This is a genomic window from Rhizobacter sp. Root1221 (assembly GCF_001425785.1).
GTDB lineage: Bacteria > Pseudomonadota > Gammaproteobacteria > Burkholderiales > Burkholderiaceae_C > Rhizobacter.
Map to the genome: position 1 here is coordinate 130,639 of NZ_LMDI01000067.1, position 16,514 is coordinate 147,152.

General features: G+C 69.4%; 16 protein-coding genes. 11 read left to right on the forward strand and 5 right to left on the reverse strand.

Annotated features, from left to right (window positions below):
• Positions 1 to 9: 9 nt before the first annotated feature.
• The gene (locus ASC87_RS27820) at positions 10 to 498 is read right to left on the reverse strand and encodes a tripartite tricarboxylate transporter TctB family protein (RefSeq protein WP_056670842.1); all 489 of its coding nucleotides are present in this window, start codon (positions 496 to 498) and stop codon (positions 10 to 12) included.
• 10 nt (positions 499 to 508) lie between these two features.
• Entirely contained in the window at positions 509 to 1,462 is a 954-nt protein-coding gene (locus tag ASC87_RS27825; protein WP_056670845.1) for a tripartite tricarboxylate transporter substrate binding protein, read from the reverse strand.
• A gap of 204 nt (positions 1,463 to 1,666) precedes the next feature.
• Here ASC87_RS27825 and ASC87_RS27830 point away from each other — a divergent pair, with 204 nt between their 5' ends.
• From ASC87_RS27830 to ASC87_RS27840, 3 genes are all read left to right on the forward strand, one after another.
• The gene (locus ASC87_RS27830) at positions 1,667 to 2,344 is read left to right on the forward strand and encodes a response regulator (RefSeq protein WP_056670849.1); all 678 of its coding nucleotides are present in this window, start codon (positions 1,667 to 1,669) and stop codon (positions 2,342 to 2,344) included.
• Positions 2,341 to 3,750 carry a sensor histidine kinase gene (locus tag ASC87_RS27835; RefSeq protein WP_056670851.1) on the forward strand — a complete coding sequence of 470 codons (1,410 nt, stop codon included), beginning with the start codon at positions 2,341 to 2,343 and terminating at the stop codon, positions 3,748 to 3,750. Before ASC87_RS27830 ends, ASC87_RS27835 begins: the two co-directional genes overlap by 4 nt.
• 315 nt (positions 3,751 to 4,065) lie before the next feature.
• On the forward strand, positions 4,066 to 6,666 hold the full coding sequence (locus ASC87_RS27840) for a hypothetical protein (protein WP_157604419.1): 2,601 nt from the start codon (positions 4,066 to 4,068) through the stop codon (positions 6,664 to 6,666).
• A 110-nt stretch (positions 6,667 to 6,776) separates the two neighbouring features.
• On the opposite strand, the gene ASC87_RS27845 is transcribed toward ASC87_RS27840, so the two are convergent.
• Both ASC87_RS27845 and ASC87_RS27850 read right to left on the reverse strand, forming a co-directional pair.
• On the reverse strand, positions 6,777 to 8,588 hold the full coding sequence (locus ASC87_RS27845) for a hypothetical protein (protein WP_056670857.1): 1,812 nt from the start codon (positions 8,586 to 8,588) through the stop codon (positions 6,777 to 6,779).
• 78 nt (positions 8,589 to 8,666) lie between these two features.
• On the reverse strand, positions 8,667 to 9,923 hold the full coding sequence (locus tag ASC87_RS27850) for a pectinesterase family protein (RefSeq protein ID WP_056670860.1): 1,257 nt from the start codon (positions 9,921 to 9,923) through the stop codon (positions 8,667 to 8,669).
• 272 nt (positions 9,924 to 10,195) lie between these two features.
• On the opposite strand from ASC87_RS27850, the gene ASC87_RS27855 reads away from it, so the two are divergent.
• Positions 10,196 to 10,669, forward strand: coding sequence for a nuclear transport factor 2 family protein (locus ASC87_RS27855; RefSeq protein WP_056670863.1), 474 nt, complete (start codon positions 10,196 to 10,198; stop codon positions 10,667 to 10,669).
• A 42-nt stretch (positions 10,670 to 10,711) separates the two neighbouring features.
• Here the strand turns inward: ASC87_RS27855 and ASC87_RS27860 are convergent, their stop codons facing one another.
• Positions 10,712 to 11,866: a sensor histidine kinase gene (locus ASC87_RS27860; protein WP_056670866.1), complete on the reverse strand. Its 1,155-nt coding sequence runs from the start codon at positions 11,864 to 11,866 to the stop codon at positions 10,712 to 10,714.
• A 77-nt stretch (positions 11,867 to 11,943) separates the two neighbouring features.
• On the opposite strand from ASC87_RS27860, the gene ASC87_RS27865 reads away from it, so the two are divergent.
• The 7 genes from ASC87_RS27865 (at position 11,944) to ASC87_RS27895 (ending at position 16,485) form a co-directional block, all read left to right on the forward strand.
• Positions 11,944 to 12,360: a Fur family transcriptional regulator gene (locus tag ASC87_RS27865; protein ID WP_056670869.1), complete on the forward strand. Its 417-nt coding sequence runs from the start codon at positions 11,944 to 11,946 to the stop codon at positions 12,358 to 12,360.
• A gap of 7 nt (positions 12,361 to 12,367) precedes the next feature.
• Positions 12,368 to 12,697, forward strand: coding sequence for a hypothetical protein (locus ASC87_RS27870; protein WP_056670872.1), 330 nt, complete (start codon positions 12,368 to 12,370; stop codon positions 12,695 to 12,697).
• Positions 12,698 to 12,783: 86 nt separating this feature from the next.
• Entirely contained in the window at positions 12,784 to 13,401 is a 618-nt protein-coding gene (locus ASC87_RS27875) for a DUF3299 domain-containing protein (RefSeq protein ID WP_162255220.1), read from the forward strand.
• A 115-nt stretch (positions 13,402 to 13,516) separates the two neighbouring features.
• Complete coding sequence (locus ASC87_RS27880) at positions 13,517 to 13,873, forward strand: hypothetical protein (RefSeq protein WP_157604422.1); 357 nt, start codon at positions 13,517 to 13,519, stop codon at positions 13,871 to 13,873.
• Positions 13,874 to 13,971: 98 nt separating this feature from the next.
• Positions 13,972 to 14,502, forward strand: a complete 531-nt coding sequence (locus ASC87_RS27885) for a DUF2796 domain-containing protein (RefSeq protein ID WP_056670881.1) — start codon at positions 13,972 to 13,974, stop codon at positions 14,500 to 14,502.
• Between the two features lie 10 nt (positions 14,503 to 14,512).
• On the forward strand, positions 14,513 to 15,214 hold the full coding sequence (locus ASC87_RS27890; protein ID WP_056670884.1) for an ABC transporter ATP-binding protein: 702 nt from the start codon (positions 14,513 to 14,515) through the stop codon (positions 15,212 to 15,214).
• Positions 15,211 to 16,485, forward strand: coding sequence for an ABC transporter permease (locus ASC87_RS27895; protein ID WP_056670887.1), 1,275 nt, complete (start codon positions 15,211 to 15,213; stop codon positions 16,483 to 16,485). Before ASC87_RS27890 ends, ASC87_RS27895 begins: the two co-directional genes overlap by 4 nt.
• Positions 16,486 to 16,514 lie beyond the last annotated feature (29 nt).

Genomic DNA, 16,514 nt, shown 5'->3' on the forward strand with positions numbered 1-16,514 from the left:
GGCGAACCTTCAGATCCAACCGCCGCGCACCAGGGCCGGCAGCGTCACGCCGAGCAGCTTGGTGAACAACCAGAACACGGGCGCGCTGATCGCGGCACCGATGAGCACGTCCTGCAGGAACATCTTCGGGGTCGGCTTCTTGTCCTCGCCGATCCGGAAACCCCGCGCCGCGAACGCGAACAGCACGGCGCAGGACGGGATGAAGCCCAGGTGCTCGATCAGCATCGCATTGAGCACCAGGCCCGCACCGATCCACGCCACCGCACGCCAGCGTGGTGGAAAATCAGGCGCACCCACCCATTCGGTCGAGGACCGCCATGCGCCGATCACGAAACACAGCCCCAGGGTGGCCATCGCACCGGCCACCACCCACGGCAGGAAGGCCGGTCCGGCACCCGCATATCCCGCGTCGCCCTTGATCTGCAAGGCACCCGCCGCCATCAGCGCGGCCAGGAGCAGCAGGCCTGCCCCCAGCGCCACGAAATTCCGATTCACCATGGCCCGTGACTCAGAGCATGCCCAGCTTGGACATCAGCGCGCGCAGTCGCGCGTGTTCCTGGTCGACGTACTGGTCGAACTCGGCGCCGGCGAGCGGCAGTGTCGTCCAGCTGTTCTTGGCCAGCGTCTCGTTCCACGACTTGGACTTGGTGGCCTTCAGCACGCTGTCGGCCAGCGCCTTGCGCTGGTCAGGGGTGATGCCGGGCGCGCCGTAGACCCCGCGCCAGTTGGCGATCTCCACGTTGATGCCCTGCTCCTTCAGCGTGGCCACGTTGATGTCCTTGACCCGTGCCGGCGCGGTGACGCCGATGGCCCGCAGCTTGCCGGAGGTCACGAACTCCTGCAGTTCGGCCCATCCGCTGGTGCCCACCGTCACGTGGCCGCCGAGCACGGCCGCAGTGGCTTCGCCGCCGCCCTTGAAGGGCACGTAGTTGACCTTGGCCACGTCCACGCCGGCATCGCGCGCGATCATCGCCACGCTCAGGTGGTCGACGGACCCCTTCGAGCCGCCGCCCCACTTGACGCTCGCCGGGTCTTTCTTCATCTGTTCGACCGCGTCCTTCATGGACTTGATGGGCGAATTGGCCGGCACGACGAACACGTTGTACTCGGCCATCAGCCGGGCGATGGGCGTGGCGTCCGACAGCTTGATGGGCGGGTTGTTCTGCACGATGGCGCCCACCATGATGGCGCCGACGACGATCATCGCGTTGGGGTCACCCTTGCTCGAATTGGCGAACTGGGCCAGGCCGATGGTGCCGCCGGCGCCGCCCTTGTTCTCGTACGTGACACTACCGGCCACACCGGCCTCCTGCATGGCCTTGCCGAGGCCGCGGCCCACCTGGTCGTAGCCGCCGCCCGGATTGGCGCCGATCATGATCTTGACGTTCTCGGCCGCGAACGCGGGCTGGGCGAGCGTGAAAACAAGGGTGGCCGCAAGGGCCTTGAGCACGAATCGACGCATGGTGAATCTCCGGGATGGGAACCTGAGCCATCATGCTGCCAGCGTGCTTCCCGCGGCCCCCTCCGGGGCGACCCTGAGGGATCGCCTGAACCTGTCGATTGGCTATCATTCGAGGGTCCGCAGCCTGTCATCAAGCTGTCCCCCAGCCGGCCCCGGGGCCAACCCCGGTGGCCCGGCCCCGATCAGCGGGGCACACTGCCAACCATGAAACTGCTCCTCGTCGAAGACGACGCCGCGATGGCCCAGGCGCTGCAACTCGCGCTGGAGCGCCGCGGTTTCGAGGTCGCGCACGTCGCGGACGGCGGCGAAGCCTTGCACCGCCTGCGCCACGATCCGCCCGATGCCGCCCTGCTCGACCTGACCCTGCCCGGCATGGACGGGCTGCTGGTGCTGCACAAGGTGCAGTCCGAAGGCATCACCGTGCCCATCCTCGTGCTCACCGCGCGCGGGTCGGTCGGCGACCGTGTGGTGGGCCTGAACGCGGGGGCGGAAGATTACCTTGCCAAGCCCTTCGACCTGGACGAACTGGAGGCCCGCATCCGCGTGCTGCTCCGCCGCCATGCCAAGAAAGACACCGTGTTGGCCTGCGGCCCGCTGGTGATGGAGATGGAGTCCGGTGCGTTCTACCTCCGCGGCACGCCGCTGGAGGTCACGCCGCGCGAGCAGGCGTTCCTCAAGGCGCTGATCGCCCGGCCGGGCCATGCCGTGGCCAAGGAGAAGCTGTTCCGCGTGGTCTTCCCGATGGAAAGCGACATCCAGTTCGAGGCCATCGAGGTGGTGGCCTACCGGTTGCGCAAGAAGCTCGCTGGTGCCGAGGTGTCGCTCATCACGCTGCGCGGCCTGGGCTACCTGCTGCGCGACGACACGAAGCCCGTGGCGTGAAACCCGCCCGGCAGCATTCGCTGCGCCGCTACCTGCTGGCCGGCATCGTGGTGCCCACCACCCTGCTCGTCTGCATCGACGCCGCGGGCAGCTACCAGCGCGCGCTCGGGGCCATCAACACCGCCTACGACCGCTCGCTGCTGGCCTCGGCCCGGTACATCGGGGAACTGCTTCAACTCGACGACAACGGCCTGAAGGTGGAGATCCCCTTCGCGGCCACCGAGATCTTCGATGCCAGCAACGAGGGGCGGATGTACTACCGCATCTCGGGCTTCGGCGGCGAGTTCCTGTCCGGCCATGCCGACCTGCCGCTCTACACCGGGCCGGCGCCGAAGCGCAGCGTGTACCCCGCCTTGGTCGACTTCTATGAGATCGACTACCAGGGCCGGCGCGTGCGCGTGGCGGCGCTGTACCAGCCCATGGCCAGCGGCCACCAGCGCGGCGTGGCGCTGATCCAGGTGGCCGAGACGCTGGAGGTGCGCGAACGGCTGGCGCGCGGCCTGCTCATCGACACGCTGTGGCGGGAGGCGCTGTTGATCGTTGTCGTGATGACGGTGACGTGGATCGTGGTCTCGCGCGCGCTCCGGCCGGTGAACAAGCTCCGCGACGAAGTGCTCTCGCGTGGCGAACGCGACCTGTCGCCGGTGCGCACCGAGGGCCTGCCGGGCGAGTTGCAGCCGGTGGTGGCCGCCACCAACGACCTGCTCCAGCGCATCACGCGCATGATCCGTCTCCAGAAGCAATTCGTGCGCGACGCCTCGCACCAGTTGCGCACCCCGCTGGCCGTGCTCAAGACCCAGGCGCAGAACGGGCTGTCCGGCCATGCGGACGCGCACGAGACGCTGGTCCAGATCCACGGCACGGTCGATCGCGCCATCCGGCTCGCCAACCAGATGCTCGCCATGGCCAAGGTGGAGCAGGTGCACGGCCAGGATGACCCGGTGCCGTTGAACCTCAGCGAGGTCGCACGCGAGGTGGCGCTCGACATGTCACCGCTGATCGCCGACAAGAACCTCGATTTCGAGCTGCACGCCGAGGAACCCGTGTGGGTGCGGGGCCACGCCTGGATGCTCCGCGAGATGGTGCGCAACCTGCTGCACAACGCGGTGCGTGAAACTCCGGCCGGGTGCCCGTTGAGCCTGTCGGTCCAGACCATGCCCGGCACCGCGCGCCTGGTGCTGCGGGACAGCGGCCCCGGCATTGCCGAATCCCTGCGCGAGCACCTGTTCGAGCCCTTCCACACCGGCCACCCCACCACCGGCAGCGGCCTCGGGCTCACGATCTGCCGCGAGGTCTGCGAGCACATGGGCGGCCGCATCGAGCTCGACAACCGGATCGAGTCCGGCCGGACGGCCGGACTCGACGCCATCGTGTCGCTGCCGCTCGCCGAGGCGCCGGCCGCCTGACTGCGACACCCTGCTGCCGCGGCGTATCGCGGTGGAACTGCAGGCCGAAGCGCCTGCAAGGACGCGGTTCATTGACCGCGAACGTTCGCGCCACGAGCCGAGACTTCGCCAACAACACGCAGCCGGGGATGCACCGGACGCTATCGTCGGCGGATGGACTGGACCCTTCCCGATTCGCGCATCCGACGCCAACCCTCCGATCCGGCTGCCGAACAGGCCGCAAACGATCAGACTTCGACGACGGCACGGCCTTCAGGGCCACAACGGCCGGTCGGCTTGCGGGCCGCCCCGCGAGCCGGGGCTGGCGGGCTGAGCATGCCAACTCGCCAAAGCCTGGACGCACTGCGTTCGGCGTCGGTCCGGCAGCCGGAGGCCGCACTGGCGGCACTGGCGGCGTGCAGTGCTTGGCCGCAGGCGCGGGCCGTACTCACGGAGCAGCGCCTGTTGGGTGCAGGACGACTCGAAGTCCTGGTGGCGGCAGCGCGTGCCTGGCCGCAGGATCTGGCGGGGGAGCTCGAGCTGCTCGGGGGTTTAACGCTGTCGGAACGCGGCGCCATCGCCCATGCAATCGTCGACGCGCACACACCCGGCATGGCCTTGGCGGATGCCCGGGCGCTGGCGGCAAGGTTTCGGCTGACCGGGCGCGACGCCTTCGCCCAGCTGGCCCAGCCGCTGGTCGAGCGGCATGGCCACGCACCGTTGGAGGCCCTCAAGACCTTCGGGTCGGTCGCCAACGGACTGGTCGACCTGAAGTGTGACTTCGAGTTGCACGGCCGACCGGCGTTCAGCGTGCTGGCCGAGGCGCTGCTGGAGGCCCATCCGCCGGCGCCCGAGCACCAACGCCTCGTACGGCGGCTGAGCCAGGCGCTCGCCGCGGCTTCCATCGACACCGACCAGAAGCTGGTGCTGGCGCAGCAAATGGCGGGCCGTTCCGACGCGCACGGCCTGTTGCCAATGCTGGACAGCCTGGGCTGCAACGACGACGCCGTGGTCTGCCGCCTGGCCCGCGATCTCGCCAGCCGGTGCAAATTGAGCGACGAAGACGTGGCGCCGCTCTTTATCGCCCGCGAATCGCTGCGCCTCGCGGTCGCGCTGGGACAGCAGGTGCTGGTGCTGGAAGGCATGCGCAACGGCGGTTCCAGGAGCACGGAGCATTCGATAGAGCTGTCACCTTCCGGCGACTGCCACCTGCTCGCGCAGGGCATCCACCTGGCGAGCGGCCTGCGCGGCACACGGTTCAAGTCGATGGGCGAAGTACTCGAGTTTGCGCGCTCGTCATGGGCCCCCATGTGGGAGGGCGTGAACCGTGATGGCCCGCAGGACACTCCGGAGGCGCTGCAACTGGCGTTCCAGACCTTGGAGCCTCATCCGCTGCTTGTCGACATCTTCGAGAAGGCGCAGGCGCAAACGAACCCACGCCTGCAGGGTGACCGCATGGCTTGGACCCTGGATCTTGCAGCATGCCTGAACACCCTGCCCGACGCGGACCTGCACGGCCTGGCATCGGACCTGACCTTCCTGAACACCCTGCATGCCCCTGCGCTGCGCAGGCAGCTCACCGATTCGTTGATCGGCAATGTGCATGCCCACGGGTCCGCCTCGGGCTACGCTGACTTTGCCGCGGCATTCAGCCGGCCGCACATGCGCGGGTTTGCCATGGCGCTCTATCCCTTGTATGCAGCGGATGGCGAGGTGCCGCCGGAACGCCTGATGACCGCGCTGCGCCACGACAGGCTCAAGGACAGCCGGCGCTTGCATGCAGCGCTGGGCGACGTGCTGAAGCTCGTGGAAAGCACTCACCGTCTCGCCCCATCTGTGGTGCGACAGTTGATCGAGCGAGCCGTGCCCGAGGAGGATACCGCCCAGCAGCGCTGCGACGGTCTGCGCCAGACCCTGCGCCTCACCGCCGTGCTGGTGCAGTCGCTGGACATGTCGGCGGATGCCGAGCTGGAGCGTTCGCTGGTCGACCTGTCCGACGTCCCGCCAGGGGCCGATCTGGGTCAGCGCATGAAGCCGATGCTTCGCCGGCTCATGCCCGGCCGCGGTGCCGCGATGGAGTCGACATCGGCGCAGGCCTCATGGGACCGCCTGCTGTTCGACAGTCGCCAGACCGAGGCCGTGCTCGTCTACAAGCTTGGTCTCGCGGCGGCCCTGCACGGAGGTGCCCACGGCGAAGGCCTGGACGAGGTGCTGGATGCCCTGGACCGGTACGCCGATGCCGCGCTCTGGTCCACCGACCCCACCGCCGAGTTCGCGCGAATCCGCTACGCGCCCGAGGCCTCGCCGCACCTTGCTCACCTGGCCGAGCAGGCCCCTGCGGCCTACCAAACCTGGCGCGAGGTCGTTGAGCCGCAGTCGCCCCTGAGGCTTGGCGCGCTGACGGCGACGGACACCGACCGCGCCGACGACCTGCTCCTGTGCGGCACGGAGGTCGCCGGCAGCTGCCAGACGGTGAACGATAAAATTGACAACAACAAGGCGTTGATGGGCTATGTGTTGGACGGCAAGTACCGCATGCTTGCCTTGCAAGGCGACGACGGGACCACCCATGCCCGCCGGATGATGCGCCTGCTGGTGGACGAACACACTGGGCAGCCCGTGCTGTTCATCGAGAAGTTGTACGCCAATGCGGGCATCGACGAGTACGGACCGGAAGACCAGGCCCTGATCGAAATGGCCCGAAGCAAGGCGACGGCGATGGGTTGCCCCATCGTTTGCTCAGACGACGAAGGCATGGCGGGCGCTGCCTACCCCGGCCCCGTGATCTCGCTCGGCAACCCCGCGCCGTTCGAATTCGTCGACGCTGACGATGTAGGCTTGGTGGAAGGACGCTACAAGTTGGATGGCCTCCTGCTGCAGAGTGCCACCGAGATCGACCGGGTCTGGCGCGAGCGCGGCGCAGGCGACCGGCCTTGACGCTGGGTTCGTCCTCAACTCATGGAGATGAATGGTCGCGATGCATCCCAAGGGGCCCGCGCAGGCGGCAACCCGGAGGGTTGCCGCCTGCCTGCCAGGGCGCCACCAGCTCAACGCCGCCCCACCCCCGCCTTCGCCAGCACCTCGGCCTTCACCGCGCTCGCGGCCTGGGCGGTGTAGGTGTAACTGGCACCCGGCACCCAGTAGGTGGCGTCGAGCTTGTTCACCACGGCGTTGCTGCCCGTGCCCTTGGCCTGCGCCGCGGCCAGCAAGGCGCCATCCACCAGGGCGACGTCGTTGTACAGCGTGCCGGCCTCGTGGAAGTACGTGGCGCAGTCTGCTGCCGCATAGCCGGCGGCGGTGCACTTCGTCTGGTTCGACACGGTCGAGGACAGCGCGTCGCCGAACGTGAGCTGCGCGGCCGTCTTCGTGCTGCCGTTCAGCGCGATTTCCAGCACGTTGTTCTCGACGTAGAGCTTCGAGGCCGTGCCGATGGTCCAGGCCACGGACCAGGCGTAGTCGGGCGCCACGGCGGTGCTGCCGCCCGTGGGCTTCAACGCGCCGGTGTAGTAGTTGTTGTAGACGTGGACCTTGCCGAAACGCACACGCGGTTGACGCTGCACGGTGTTCTCGTAGCGGTTGTGGTGCAGGGTGACCGCCAGCTTGTCGGGGCCGTAGCTCTGCACCTGGTTGCCGTCGCTGTAGCGGGCCGCCACGTCGGTGCCGCCCAGCAGGTGGGTCTTGTCGTGGTTGCGGAAGTGGTTGTACGAGAGCGTGACGTGGTTGCCGAACAGCGTCACGTCCACCAGGCCGTCGTGATGCTGCACCTTCTGCTCGGCCACGTTGAACGGGGCGGCCCAGCCCGGCACGGGCGGGTCGAGCTTGTCCGGGCGATCGCCGTCGTCGAAGGTGTTGCCGTCGATCCAGACGTTCGTGGCATTGAACACCGAGATCAGGTCGTACTCGGAGTTCCAGCGCCCACCCTTGCGGCTCGGGCACTGGTGCGGCCCCTGGCCGGTGGCCGCGTCATGCACGCGGTTGCACAGGCCCACGCCGAAGTCCGAGGTGCTGATGCTGAAGGAGTCCTTGGGGTCCCAGGAAGGGAACATGTCATACGAATCGGCGAAGTGGATGTTTCGCACCACGATGTTCTGCGCCGCGATGAGGTCGGTGGCGACCATGTTGCCCGCGGCATCCGTGTCCGTGCCCACGATCGCTTCACCCAGGTGCAGGTTGCCGCCAACCAACGCGGCATCGCTGCCCACGCCGATGAGGGACGTGTTGGAGCCCACGCGCAGCACGACGTGCCGTGCCTGCTTCGCCCCGAAGCACGCGCGCTGGCCCTCGAGGGTCAGGCTGCCATCGGCGGCCTTCTGCGGCAACGCGGGCGGACGGCCGTCGGCTTCCAGCGACTGCTGGATCCACAGGTTCGGGTCGTAGGCCGCCTTGTAGTCGGCATCGAACTGGGCGAAGGTGGTGTACGCGGTGACGGTGGCCCCGCACTGGCGCATGTAGTCCTCCTTCGTCATCGGCTCGAGCTTGTCGTTGACGTTGATGTCGATGCGGCCCTTCACGTAGATGAGCTTGCGGGTGTTGTCGGGTGCCTGGGCCAGCGTGTCGGTGACGTCGCGCCCGTACAGCGCGCGCACGAGCTGCGCCCGGTTGACGACCACGTAGACCTGCGCGGCAGCGGCGCCCTCGCCGCCCGTCACCTCGAACGCACCGCCCGTGGTCGACCGGGCGGCCCAGCCGTCGGCCCCGAGCGAACTCAAGGCACCGGCCGGACGCTCCTGGCCCGCGGCTGTGGAGGGCGTTGCGTCGTCGTCGCCGCCGCCGCAGGCGGCCAGCGCGCCGGAGGCGCACGCAGCGGCAATGAGGAAGCGCAGGGTGTGTGCGCGATCGCGGACGTGAAGCTTCTGCATGGGATGAAGACCTGTCGGTTGCTGCAGCGCGGTGCGCCGCGGATGAACGGCCCCAGGACGGCTGGGGCGCCGGGCGCCTCAGGGCGCTTGGGTGTTGCGGTACTCCGCGAAGCGGTTGCCGTCGGCGGTCCAGGCGCGGCCCGACGTGGACGTGGTCCAGGGGGCGGTGGGCTGGATGTGGGCGCCGAGCCGGCTGTCGCGCACGAGCAGTTGGCCGTTGGGTGAGACGCCCGCGACGTAGGGGTTCGTGGTGGCGTTGACACCTTCGTCCCATGCCCGGCCGAGGTGGATGGCGCCCGCCACCGCGCCGGTGTCGGCCGTGAAGTCGCTGTCGACGAACAACATGCCGTAGCGGTTCAGCGGCGACGTGCTCGGCGCGAGCATCGCTGTGGAGGCCCCTGCAGGCAGCCGGGTGCTGACGTAGTGGATGCGGCACTGCGCGAACACGGCGGTGCCTCGGCCGAAGATGAAGTCGACGTCGCCTTCCACGTGGGACTTGCGCAGGTAGGCCCGCGCGACCGTGGCGGTGTTGGCCGTCTTCACGTACAGCGAATCCTGGTGGCCCACGACGCGCACGTTGTCGAACACCAGGCGGTCGCCCTGGGTCATCAGCGCCACGGCTTGCGCGCCGCCGCGGCCGGAGGCGCCCTCGGGGTAGCCCTCGCCGTTCGCCACGTTCTTCATCGCGTCGTTGGCGAAGGTGATGTTCTTCGCGTGGAACTGGTCGCTGTAGATCGCCACGGACGCACTGCCGCTGGTGCCGTAGGTCTTCGCCGCGGCGTTCGGATTGCAGGGGTTGGCCGGCGTGCCCTCCACCTTCGGTTCGGCGTTGTAGTGGCCGGCCACCACCACCACGGCGCTGGCGTCGGGCCCCGCGCCGTACAGCGTCACCGGGGCCTTGCCGTTGGCGCAGACCACCTCGCGGTAGGTGCCCGGTTTCATCAGGATGAAGTGCCGCACCGTGCTCTGCGCCAGCGCGGGCACGGCATCGATGGCAGCCTGCAGCGTGGTGTGCGTGCCGCTGCCATCGGCCGCGACCACGAACGTGGGCGAGAAGCCGGCCGCGTCACCCACGTCGGGTGGCGTCCAGCCGTCCACGGTCAGGCCCGAACCATCGGTGCCGAGTGCACCCGCCTGCGCGAGGTACTTGGCCGCCGTGTGTTCGGCCGCTTGCGACGGGGACATCAACGGCCGTGTGGCCGTGCCGGTGTCAGGTGCCGCAGGCACCGCAGGTGCGTCGAGTTCGGTGGTGTCGGAACCGCCGCCGCATGCCGAAAGCGCGCATGCCGCGGCCAGAGCCGCCGTGACGACGGCGGGTCGGATGAATCTGTGCATTGAAAAAGCCTCCCGTTGCGTGAGCGACCGGTTTCTGTCACCGCTTTTTGCTCACGTGGTACGACATCGTAGGTCTTGCAACATGCACTTCAAAATGGGGGGAAACCCGCCAATGCAAAAAGCCTCGTGTCACGCATCGCTACTGTGCAAAGGGGAAACTCGCATCATGGCCTGTGTGCAACGGCATATGTCGGCAGGCCCCGCGTTTTCCCGATAGGGCAATGGTTTGGCCTACTTGTACGATGACCAACCTCAAAATTTCGGAGCACCCGATGACAAGGAACAAGGCGATCTGGAGAGTCCGCGGCAGCCTGTTGGCTGCCGCGATGGCTGCGACCCTGGCGGGCTGCGCCGGCACGGCCAACACGCCGTCGGCCAACGACCGCGCGGACGTGACGGCGGCGGCCGAGCGCCTGCGCGCCGCGATGGTGGACCCCAGCGCGGCCGTCCTCGACGCCGTGGTCGCCGAGCAACTCTCCTACGGTCACTCCGGTGGCCGCGTGGACACGAAACAGAGCTTCATCGGCGACCTGGTGAACGGCAAGTCCGACTTCGTCACGCTAGACCTCACCGACCAGACCGTCGTGCTCACCGGTGACGTGGCGCTGATCCGCCACGCGCTCAACGCGAAGACGAACGATTCGGGGACGCCGGGCGCCGTCAGCTTGAAGGTGCTGCAGGTGTGGCAGCGCCAGGGCGGCCAATGGAAACTGGTGGCACGGCAAGCGGTGCGCACGCCGGCCTGATGCCTGCCTGGGCCACGTCGCACGGCGACGTGGCAGGTCCGGTCACCTCAACGTGGAGGTTCGCCGCCGGGAGAGCCGAGGCAACCGAAGCTCGAAACGCGTGCTGACGTTGTCGGACACGACGTCCACGGTGCCGCCATGGGCCGTGGCAATTTCCCGCACGACAAAGAGGCCCAGGCCCAGGTTGGCGCCGGCCACCTGCGAGTCGGTGCTCCATCCGTCACCCTCCGCACGCACCAACGGATCGAAGAGCCGAGGCAACAGGTCGGCGGGGATGGGCCGGCCGCGGTTTTCCACCGAGATCACCACCTGGTCGGGCGCCGTACCGTCCAGTTGCACCTGGGGGGCGGCGCTCGCGTCGCCATGCTTCAACGCATTGAAGACCAGGTTGGACAAGGCCTGGTGCAGGCGCCTCGCGTCCCACTCCCCTTGAACGTCTCCCGCGACGGCAAGGTGCAGTGGCCGCGCGGGGTTGATCGCGCCGATCTCCTCCAGCGTGTCGCGCGCGAACCGCGCGAGATCCAGCGGCGCAGGGTCCACCGACAGACCGTCCCCCAGGCGCCCCCGCGTGTACTCCATCAGGTCGTCGAGCAAGGCCTTCATGTGCGCGACGCTGCGCAGCACCAGCGCCGTCTGGGCGGTATCGTCGGGCCACTTGTGCCGCATCAGGTGAGCGCACCCCGAGATCGTGCTCAACGGGCCGCGCAGGTCGTGGCCCAGCATGCCGAGGAAGAGGTCGCGTGTGCGGCTCACCTCCTCCACGAAGGTCTTCAGCGACTCCGCCATGGCCTGGTCGACGGCCTCGTTGAACCGCGTGACGTCCTCCAGGTCCTGGTGCTGGACGTCGTCGGAGGATGCGCTCCACAAGCGCAACACCGTGGCGCGCAGGGCGCGGTACTCCGCAACCATCTGCTCGATCTCGAAGCCCTGGCGCTCGCGCTGCCGGGCGTGGCTGCGCGACGGCACGCCTTCCGCGGAGGACGCGAGTGCGCTGTTGCCTTCCGATTTGTCTCGCCGCTCACCCTCTCGCTCCGGCCGGAGCATGTCGGCAGCGATCTCCTGGAGGATGCTCCTCCCGTGGTCGAGCAACTCGGCGTCGTCCAGGCGGGCGGCGGCGGGCAGCTGGACGCGGGCGAATGCCACCCAGTCTTCCAGGATGAGCCCCAGGTTGGCGGAGATGAAACTGGAGAGGCGCATGCCCCATTCTGCGCCCAGGGGCCCTCGGGCGCATCCGCGGTCACGCCGCCCTGTCGCGGCCTGCCACAATGCAAGGCATGGAACGCGCCACCCGCCAACGCAGTTCGATCCGCGCCGCCCTCGGGCAGGCCGGGCGGCCGTTGTCGCCGGCGGAGATCCTCGCGGCGGCGCAATTGGACGTGGCGGGCCTGAGCATCGCCACGGTCTACCGCAACATCAAGCAGCTGGTCGAGGCCGGCGAGGTGCAGGCCGTCGACCTGCCGGGCGACGCGGCACGCTACGAACTGGCCGGTCACGACCACCACCATCACTTCGTCTGCAACGTGTGCCACCGCGCGTTCGATGTGCCGGGGTGCCCGGGCGACATGACAAGGCTCGCGCCCAAGGGTTTCCGCGTCGAGCGCCACGAACTCACGCTTTACGGCACCTGCGCGGAGTGCGGCTCAGGCAGTGGCGCCGCGAACGGGTCCCGGCACCCGCACCGGCACGCCTGAGGCCATCATGATGCGCAAGTGGCTGCTGTCCTGGGCAATGATCGCGCTGGTGCTCCTCGCCCAGGCGGGCCTGGTGGCGCACGAGGTGACCCACCTGGCCGAGCGCGGTCTCTCGGGTGAGTCGCACGAGCCACCGCCAGCGCACCACCACTGCACCACCTGCCTCGCGTTCGCGGGGCTGCACGCCACCGCGCTTCCTGACAGCCCCACCGTGGCGCTGCTGCCCCTGGGCATCCAGCGGCCGGTGACTGTCGGCTCGGTGTTGCCGCCCGCGTCGCTGGTGGACCCTCACAGCCGAGGCCCGCCCGCAGGTCCCACGAGCCCCTCCCGCTCCTGACGGTTCGCTGGCGTCCGCCCAGGAGCCCCGTGACCTGCGCGCATCCGCTCGATCGAGCGGAGCGCCCCCCTCTGTCGAGGTAGATGATGAAACGACGAACCACCCTGGTGCTGTCGCTGGGCCTGGCATGCCAGTTCTCCGCCATGGCCGCCGGCAAACAGCCGCCCGACCGCCAGGTCGGGGACAAGCTCCCGGCCGCTTCCGCGCCGGCTCGAAACGGCGGCTTCGCAACGCTCGAATGGGATGCCCTGATGCCCACCGGGTGGGACCCGATGAAGGACATGCCGATGTCGCGCCTCAGCCGCCTGAACGACGGCGACCCACGGGCCCAGTCCGCGCTCGACGAACTCAAGCGCGCCTGGGAGAAATCGCCCATTCGCCCGGACCTCGACGGCAAGCCCATCCGCATCGCCGGCTTCGTGGTGCCGCTCGGCGGCACGGCCCAGTCGCTCACCGAGTTCCTGCTGGTGCCCTACTTCGGCGCCTGCATCCATGTGCCGCCTCCGCCGTCGAACCAGATCATCCACATCAAGAGCAGCAAGCCGCTGTCGGGCGTGCGATCGATGGATTCGATCTGGGTCAGCGGCACGCTGCACACGGCCATCACCGACACGGCGATGGGCACCTCCGGCTATCGCCTGGACCTCGTGTCGAGCGCCCCCTACGTGGAACCTGGGGCGTCGCGTGGATGGAAGTTGCGGTGACGGGGCGTGATACGATAAATGCGACACGATTCGCATTAGTGGCATTCACCCGGCCCATCGTGTCCCCACCGAACCCACCCTCGTCCCTCGCCGCCGCGTGCGTCAGGGCACCCGCATGACCGCAGCCGCGCGCCTCCGCCGTTCGCCTCAGCACCCGCCCCGTTTCCGGTGGTGGGTGGCGGCGCTGCTCGCGGCGTTGTGGGTCTTCACGCAGACCTCGGTGCGGCTGCACGAGTTCTCGCACGACCGCAGCCCGGCCACCCACGGCGCCGGCACCGACCACCCTGACGGCGACGCGGCCTGCGCACTGTGCGCGGGGCTGGCACAGGTCACCGCGGTAGCGCCGCAGCCGGCGTTCACCGCGGCCCTCGCCACGCACCTCGCCTTCCATCAGGTGGCGCAGGCCTTCTCGCCAGGAAGGCTCGCCGACCAGCCCGCGCCACGCGGGCAAGGTCCTCCCGACAGCGCCTGACCCCCGCCCTCACGCCTTGCGTGAGCCGCCCTGGGCGCCCGCTCGCTGGCCGAGCCGGGCCATGCCCTGTCCGGGTTCCTGTCGTTGGAGATACTTCCATGCGCCTTCGTGACGCCGCCGCGTTGGCGAGCCTCTGGCTCGCCGCGTCGCTTTCCCTTGCCGCCGAACACGCCCACGTGCACGGCACCGCCCGGCTCGACGTTGCCATCGATGCCGGCAAGATCACCCTCCAGCTCGAAACCCCCCTCGACAACCTGGTGGGCTTCGAGCGTGCCCCCCGCACCGATGCCGAACGCCAGCGGGTGGCAGACATGCTGGCCACGCTCCGGCAGGCCGGCGCGCTGTTCACCATCGACCCCGCCGCCCAGTGCACGCCGGGCCGCGTGGACCTGGTGTCGGCGGCGCTCCAGCTCGGGCCGGCCGGTGGGTCCGGCGACCCGGACGGTCACGCCGACCTCGACGGCACGTTCGAGTTCAACTGCGCCCGTGCCGGCCAGGCGGCGTACATCGACGTGGGGCTGTTTGCCTTTCCCCACCTCAAGTCCGTCGACGTGCAGGCCGCCACGCCTCGCGGCCAGTTCCGCCGCCAGCTGGTCCGGCCGGACAAGCGCCTCGTGCTGTCGAAGTGAGGGGGCCGCGATGATCGACATCCAGGCGCTGCGGTTCCGCTGGGCCCGCTCGCGGGCGGACACGGTGGCCATCGAACAGCTGTCCGTCGCGGCGGGCCGCACCCTCTTCCTCCATGGCCCGAGCGGCAGCGGCAAGAGCACGCTGCTGGGCCTGCTGGCCGGGGTGCTGGTGCCACAGCAGGGTGGCGTGACGCTGCTCGGAACCCCGTGGGCCTCGTTGAAGGGGGCCCGGCGCGACGCCTTCCGGGCCGACCACGTCGGGTACGTCTTCCAGCAGTTCAACCTGCTGCCGTACCTGGGCGTGCTGGACAACGTGCTGCTGCCCTGCCGCTTCTCCCCCACGCGGCAACGGCGTGCCACGGCGGCAGAAGGCAACCCCGAAGCCGCCGCACGGCATTTGCTGCGCCAGGTGGGGCTGCGCGAGTCGCTGTGGCACCGGCCGGCCGCCGAGTTGTCGGTGGGCCAGCAGCAGCGCGTGGCCGCGGCCCGGGCACTGATCGGGCAGCCCGAGATCGTCATCGCCGACGAACCCACGTCCGCGCTGGACGCCGGCCTGCGTGACGATTTCATGGACGTGCTGCTGGGGCAATGCCGCGCCTCGGGCAGCACCCTCGTGTTCGTCAGCCACGACGAGCGGCTTGCACCGCGTTTCGACGACCGCATCGCGCTCGGCGAGATCAACCGCGCCGCCCAGGCCGAGGTGAGCGCATGAAGCCGCTGATGAGCCTGGCGCTGCGCAGCGCGTGGCACCGCCGCGTCACGCTGTCGCTGGTGGTGCTTTCCATCGCGCTGTCCACCTTCTTGCTGGTGGGCTTCGAGCGGTTGCGCACCGACGTGCGCGAGAACTTTGCCCAGTCCGTCAGCGGCACGGACCTCGTGGTCGGCGCCCGCACGGGGCCCATCCAGCTGATGCTCTACGCCATCTTCCACATCGGCGGGGCCACGAACAACGTGCGCATGGACAGCCTGCGGGCGATCGCGGCGCACCCGTCGGTGGCCTGGCTCGTGCCGATGTCGCTTGGCGATTCGCACCAGGGGTTCCCGGTGCTGGCCACCACCATCGACTATTTCGACCGGTTTCGCCACGGCAACGACCTGGCACTCCAATTCTCTGCCGGACGCCGGTTCGCCGGCACGCTCGACGGGCTGTACGACGTGGTGATCGGGGCCGAGGTCGCCGACTCACTCGGCTACGCCGTGGGCCGGCAGGTCACGCTGGCGCACGGCAGCGGCGGCTTTCCCGGCGCGGCGCATGCGGACAAGCCGTTCACCGTGGTGGGCGTCCTGCGGCGCACCGGCACGCCCGTGGACCGCACCCTCTTCATCAGCCTCGAGGCCATGGAGGCCATCCACCTCGACTGGGTGGGCGGCGCCCCGATGCCCGGCCTGCGCATCCCCGCGGCGCAAGCCCGCAAGTTCGACCTGGCGCCGAAGCAGGTGACGGCCGCCCTCGTGGGCTTGAAGAACCGGGCCGCGGTGTTCACCGCGCAACGGGCCGTGGCCGAGTACGCCGGCGAGCCGCTCATGGCGATCCTGCCCGGCGTGGCGCTCGATGAACTGTGGGACGTGGTGGGCGTGGGCGAGCGGGCGTTGATGGGCATGTCGGTGCTCATCGCCACGGTGAGCCTCGCCGGCCTCGTGGCCGTGGTGCTGGCCGGTCTCAACGCGCGGCGGCGGGAACTCGCGGTGCTGCGCGCCGTGGGCGCCGCACCGCGCCACGTGCTGTGGCTGCTGGCCGCCGAGGGCGCGCTCGTCACGCTGGCAGGCGTGTGCGCCGGCGTGGCCACGGCCGCCGCCGTCATCGTGGCGATGGGGCCCTGGCTCCAGGCCCGATGGGGCCTTGCCGTGGCGCCCACGCTGCCCACCGCCGCGCAATGGGGCCTGCTCGCGGCCATCGCGGCGGCCGGCATCACCGCGAGCCTGGTGCCCGGCTGGCAGGCCTACCGCATGTCCCTGGCAGACGGCCTCTCCCCGCGCGACTGAATCCAACCCGAATGACCCACACCATGACC

Bases quoted from the DNA above. Each gene is read 5' to 3' on its own strand.
- ASC87_RS27820 (WP_056670842.1), bottom strand. From the start codon at position 498: ATGGTGAATCGGAATTTCGTGGCGCTGGGGGCAGGCCTGCTGCTCCTG.
- ASC87_RS27825 (WP_056670845.1), bottom strand. From the start codon at position 1,462: ATGCGTCGATTCGTGCTCAAGGCCCTTGCGGCCACCCTTGTTTTCACG.
- ASC87_RS27830 (WP_056670849.1), top strand. From the start codon at position 1,667: ATGAAACTGCTCCTCGTCGAAGACGACGCCGCGATGGCCCAGGCGCTG.
- ASC87_RS27840 (WP_157604419.1), top strand. From the start codon at position 4,066: ATGCCAACTCGCCAAAGCCTGGACGCACTGCGTTCGGCGTCGGTCCGG.
- ASC87_RS27845 (WP_056670857.1), bottom strand. From the start codon at position 8,588: ATGCAGAAGCTTCACGTCCGCGATCGCGCACACACCCTGCGCTTCCTC.
- ASC87_RS27850 (WP_056670860.1), bottom strand. From the start codon at position 9,923: ATGCACAGATTCATCCGACCCGCCGTCGTCACGGCGGCTCTGGCCGCG.
- ASC87_RS27855 (WP_056670863.1), top strand. From the start codon at position 10,196: ATGACAAGGAACAAGGCGATCTGGAGAGTCCGCGGCAGCCTGTTGGCT.
- ASC87_RS27860 (WP_056670866.1), bottom strand. From the start codon at position 11,866: ATGCGCCTCTCCAGTTTCATCTCCGCCAACCTGGGGCTCATCCTGGAA.
- ASC87_RS27865 (WP_056670869.1), top strand. From the start codon at position 11,944: ATGGAACGCGCCACCCGCCAACGCAGTTCGATCCGCGCCGCCCTCGGG.
- ASC87_RS27870 (WP_056670872.1), top strand. From the start codon at position 12,368: ATGATGCGCAAGTGGCTGCTGTCCTGGGCAATGATCGCGCTGGTGCTC.
- ASC87_RS27875 (WP_162255220.1), top strand. From the start codon at position 12,784: ATGAAACGACGAACCACCCTGGTGCTGTCGCTGGGCCTGGCATGCCAG.
- ASC87_RS27880 (WP_157604422.1), top strand. From the start codon at position 13,517: ATGACCGCAGCCGCGCGCCTCCGCCGTTCGCCTCAGCACCCGCCCCGT.
- ASC87_RS27885 (WP_056670881.1), top strand. From the start codon at position 13,972: ATGCGCCTTCGTGACGCCGCCGCGTTGGCGAGCCTCTGGCTCGCCGCG.
- ASC87_RS27890 (WP_056670884.1), top strand. From the start codon at position 14,513: ATGATCGACATCCAGGCGCTGCGGTTCCGCTGGGCCCGCTCGCGGGCG.
- ASC87_RS27895 (WP_056670887.1), top strand. From the start codon at position 15,211: ATGAAGCCGCTGATGAGCCTGGCGCTGCGCAGCGCGTGGCACCGCCGC.